The organism is Pseudoflavonifractor phocaeensis (assembly GCF_021531815.1).
Classification (GTDB): Bacteria; Bacillota; Clostridia; order Oscillospirales; family Oscillospiraceae; genus Lawsonibacter; species Lawsonibacter phocaeensis_A.
Genome location: NZ_JADYUM010000036.1, coordinates 1 through 3768, shown reverse-complemented (window position 1 = coordinate 3768; position 3768 = coordinate 1). Strand labels below are relative to the sequence as shown.

5 protein-coding genes are annotated in these 3768 nt (G+C 60.4%); all 5 read left to right on the top strand.

Annotation, left to right across the window (positions count from 1 at the left end; all coding sequences use genetic code 11):
* The first annotated feature begins 190 nt into the window (after window positions 1-190).
* Window positions 191-877, top strand: coding sequence for a TVP38/TMEM64 family protein (locus I6E42_RS12600; protein ID WP_235372356.1), 687 nt, complete (start codon window positions 191-193; stop codon window positions 875-877).
* Between the two features lie 124 nt (window positions 878-1001).
* Window positions 1002-1421 (top strand): Fur family transcriptional regulator, encoded by a 420-nt coding sequence (locus I6E42_RS12595; RefSeq protein WP_235372355.1) that lies wholly within the window; start codon window positions 1002-1004, stop codon window positions 1419-1421.
* On the top strand, window positions 1418-1960 hold the full coding sequence (locus I6E42_RS12590) for an NADH peroxidase (RefSeq protein WP_235372354.1): 543 nt from the start codon (window positions 1418-1420) through the stop codon (window positions 1958-1960). Before I6E42_RS12595 ends, I6E42_RS12590 begins: the two co-directional genes overlap by 4 nt.
* Window positions 1961-2046: 86 nt before the next feature.
* Window positions 2047-2709, top strand: coding sequence for an HAD hydrolase-like protein (locus tag I6E42_RS12585; RefSeq protein ID WP_235372353.1), 663 nt, complete (start codon window positions 2047-2049; stop codon window positions 2707-2709).
* Window positions 2710-2916: 207 nt separating this feature from the next.
* On the top strand, window positions 2917-3768 hold an 852-nt coding region (locus tag I6E42_RS12580; RefSeq protein WP_235372352.1), incomplete at its 3' end, for a homocysteine S-methyltransferase family protein.

The window sequence follows — 3768 nt, the reverse complement described above, 5'->3', positions numbered from 1 at the left end:
CTCCCTCCTCCATCCCGCCCCCGCCATCTCCTATCTGGTGACGGAGCACTACCTCCGGCACCCGGACATTTTGAACGGCTGAGGACATTCTTCATGGTCTTTTCAGGAATTTTAAAACAATTCCTAACATCCCGGTGGTAAACTAGGACAGTTCCCGGGAAAATGGCCGGACAAGGAGGTGGATGCGCCCATGGGCAAGGGAAAACAATGGATCTTATGGGGTTTGGTGCTGCTGTTGGCGGTGGGTGGCGGTCTGTTTTTGTGCCGCAGCGGCTTTTTTGCCGCGTGTACCTCTATTGAGGCCCTGCGGGCCTACATTAGCCGCTCCGCCCCCTACTCCCATCTGTTTTTCTTCCTGCTGCAATTTCTGTCCGTGGTGCTCGCCCCCATCCCCAGCAACCTCACCGCCGCCGCAGGCGGGATGCTGTTCGGCGCCTGGCCCGCCTTTCTGCTCACCTTCGCCGCCGTGACCGTCGGTTCCCTGCTGGTCTTCTGGCTGGCCCGGGTCCTGGGACAGTCCTTTGCCGATCGGGTGGTCAGCCGCCGCCTGTCAGAGAAGTATCAGGACGTGATTCGGTCCAAAACCTCTGTTTTCCTGACCCTGGCCTTTCTCTTTCCCTACTTTCCCGACGACGTGCTGTGTATCCTGGCCGGACTCACCGATATCCCGCTGCGCCGCTTCCTCATCATCGTCCTGCTGGCCCGCCCTTGGGGACTGCTCTTTGCCTGTTTTCTAGGCGGTGCCTCCTTCACGTTCCCCCTGTGGGCCCTGGTGCTGGCGGGGATCGCGGGCGCTGCCTGCTTTGTCCTGGGTTTGAAATATGCGGACCGCCTCGAAGCTGCCGTTCTGGCCCGGCTCCGCCGCCAGAAACCTTAACAAATCAGAGCCGGAAGGACCCGGCTCTGATCAATATTTTTCTTGATTTTCCCTCTTTACAAATGGGTATTTCTATGGTACTATCCTATCGTAACGAGAATCAATATTGTTTAGGAGGCAAAAGGTGGAACGAACGACACGATACAGCAAAAAGCGCGCCGACATTCTCGCCGCCATCCGCGGCACCGATTGCCACCCTTCCGCCGAATGGGTCTACCAGACATTGAAACCCAACCACCCCGATCTGAGCCTGGGGACAGTCTACCGCAACCTGGTCTTTTTTCAGGAGCGGGGCGACATCCGGAGCGTTGGCGTCATCAAAGGACAGGAGCGATTCGACGGCATCACGACCCCGCACAGCCACTTCATTTGCAGACACTGCGGCGCGGTCATGGACCTGAGCCGGACTGAGCTGGCCAGCCGTATCGACCGGGACGTCAGTGAGCAATATGGGCTCATGGTGGAGCACCATGAACTCACGTTCCATGGGCTATGCCCAACATGTATACACAATCAAAAACACGAGGAGGACGTATTATCATGAAGAAGTTTGTTTGCACCATCTGCGGTTATGTTCACGAGGGAGATGCCGCTCCCGAGTTCTGCCCCATCTGCAAGGCTCCCGCTTCCAAGTTCCAGGAGCAGGCCGCTGAGAAGACTTGGGCCGCCGAGCACGTTGTGGGCGTCGCCCAGGGCGTGGACGAGGAGATCATCGCCGGCCTGCGCGAGAACTTCCAGGGCGAGTGCACCGAGGTCGGTATGTATCTGGCCATGGCCCGCGTGGCTCACCGCGAGGGCTACCCCGAGATCGGCCTGTACTGGGAGAAGGCCGCCTATGAGGAGGCCGAGCACGCCGCCAAGTTCGCCGAGCTGCTGGGCGAGGTGGTGACCGACTCCACCAAGAAGAACCTGGAGATGCGTGTGGACGCCGAGAACGGCGCTACCGCCGGCAAGTTCGAGCTGGCCAAGAAGGCCAAGGCCCTGAACCTGGACGCCATCCACGACACCGTCCACGAGATGGCCCGCGACGAGGCCCGTCACGGCAAGGCTTTCGAGGGCCTGCTGAAGCGTTACTTCGGCTAAGCAGTTGCATTTCCCATTCTGTATACGATATAATAACTGGCGGAGTTCAAAACTCCGCCAGTTATTTTTATTTCCGAGGTAGATATATGTATCGCTATATTCTTTTTGATCTCGACGGTACGCTGACGGATTCCCGGGAAGGGATCTTCAAAAGCGTGCGGTATAGTCTGGAAAAGCTGGGCCGGCCCTGCCCGTCCTATGAGACGCTGCTGCGCTTTGTGGGGCCGCCTCTCCAGGACTCCTTTGAATGCTACTGCGGCATGGACCAAGAGGAAGCCTGGCACGCCGTAGAGGTGTTCCGTGAGCGCTATGAGACCATCGGCTGGGCGGAGAACAAAGCCGCCGACGGCATAGTGGAGCTGATGTCCCGGTTAAAGGAACGGGGCTGCGTCCTGGCCATCGCATCCTCCAAGCCCGAGCGCAGCGTGGTGCCCATCGCGGAAAAATTCGGTTTTACCCCCTACCTTTCCGCCGCCTGCGGCAGCGAAGGAAAGAACGAGGCCAAGGTTGACGTCATTCGCAGCGCCTTTGTCCGCCTGGGCATCGGGGAAGCTGAAAAGGCGGAGACCGTGATGGTGGGCGACCGGAAGTTCGACGTGGAGGGCGCGGCTGAATGCGGCATTCCCTGTATCGGCGTGGAGCTTTTCGATTTTGCGCCGCCGGGCGAAATGGCGGCCAGCGGTGCTCTGGCCGTGTGCAAAACGGTGCAGGAGCTGGAAGAAGCGCTTTTGAACGGGGGAGTCAGATAAAAAAGCGTATTCCTTTTCCAAATCCTTCTCGCTCGCCCAGTTTTCATATCAACATACTATTTTAGTGTAAAATTGTCCAAAAGTTTCCTCTCCATTTCCAACAAATTGATGACTGTACAATTTGTCAAAAATACGGTATGATACCGTTAAAGCCGCCGGGGCCTCCCAGGCGCCCGGTACATACTGACCCAAGAAAGGGATTGGAGCATGGACATCAGAACCTATTTGAAGCAGGGCGGCCCCCTGCTCTTTGACGGTGCCATGGGCACCTACTTCGCCTCTCTCCCCGGCCGGGAGGAGGTCCGCTGCGAGCGGGCCAACCTGGACTTCCCCCAGGAGGTCTCCGCCATTCACCGGGCCTATCTGGAGGCCAGCTGCCGGGCCATCAAGACCAACACCTTCTCCGTGGGCGTGGACATGGCCCAGGGGGACGAGGACCAGGCCCGGGACATGATCGCCGCTGCCTGCCGTCTGGCGCTGGAGGAGGCCCGGCCCTTTGACGCCTATGTCTTCGCCGACATGGGACCCGCCCCCCAGGGCAAGGAGCTGTCTCCGGCGGAAAACTACTGCCGCCAGGCGGACCTGTTTCTCCAGCAGGGGCTGGTCCACTTCCTGGTGGAGACCCTGCCCACCGACGAGGGCATCCCGGAGCTGGCCCGGTACCTGAAGGAGCGCTGCCCCCAGGCTTTCCTGATCGTCTCCTACGCCGTGGACTCCAACGGCATCACCCGGGAGGGCAGCCTGGGCCAGGAACTGTTCCGCAATACCGCCGCCCTGCCCCAGGTGGACGCGGTGGGCTTCAACTGCGTGTCCGGCCCCCACCACCTGCTGGCCTTCATCCAGGAGCTGGACCTCACCGGCGTCACCCTCTCGGTGATGCCCAACGCGGGCTACCCCACGGTGCTGGGCCGCCGCACCGTGTTCCAGGGGGCGCCCGACTATTTCAGCCAGAAGATGGTCCAGATCGCTCAGGCGGGCGCCGCCATTCTGGGCGGCTGCTGCGGCACCACCCCCAAGCATATCGCCATGACCGCCGCCGCCCTGGCGGGCCACCCCCCC

Bases quoted from the DNA above. Each gene is read 5' to 3' on its own strand.
- I6E42_RS12590 (WP_235372354.1), top strand. From the start codon at position 1,418: ATGAAGAAGTTTGTTTGCACCATCTGCGGTTATGTTCACGAGGGAGAT.
- I6E42_RS12585 (WP_235372353.1), top strand. From the start codon at position 2,047: ATGTATCGCTATATTCTTTTTGATCTCGACGGTACGCTGACGGATTCC.
- I6E42_RS12600 (WP_235372356.1), top strand. From the start codon at position 191: ATGGGCAAGGGAAAACAATGGATCTTATGGGGTTTGGTGCTGCTGTTG.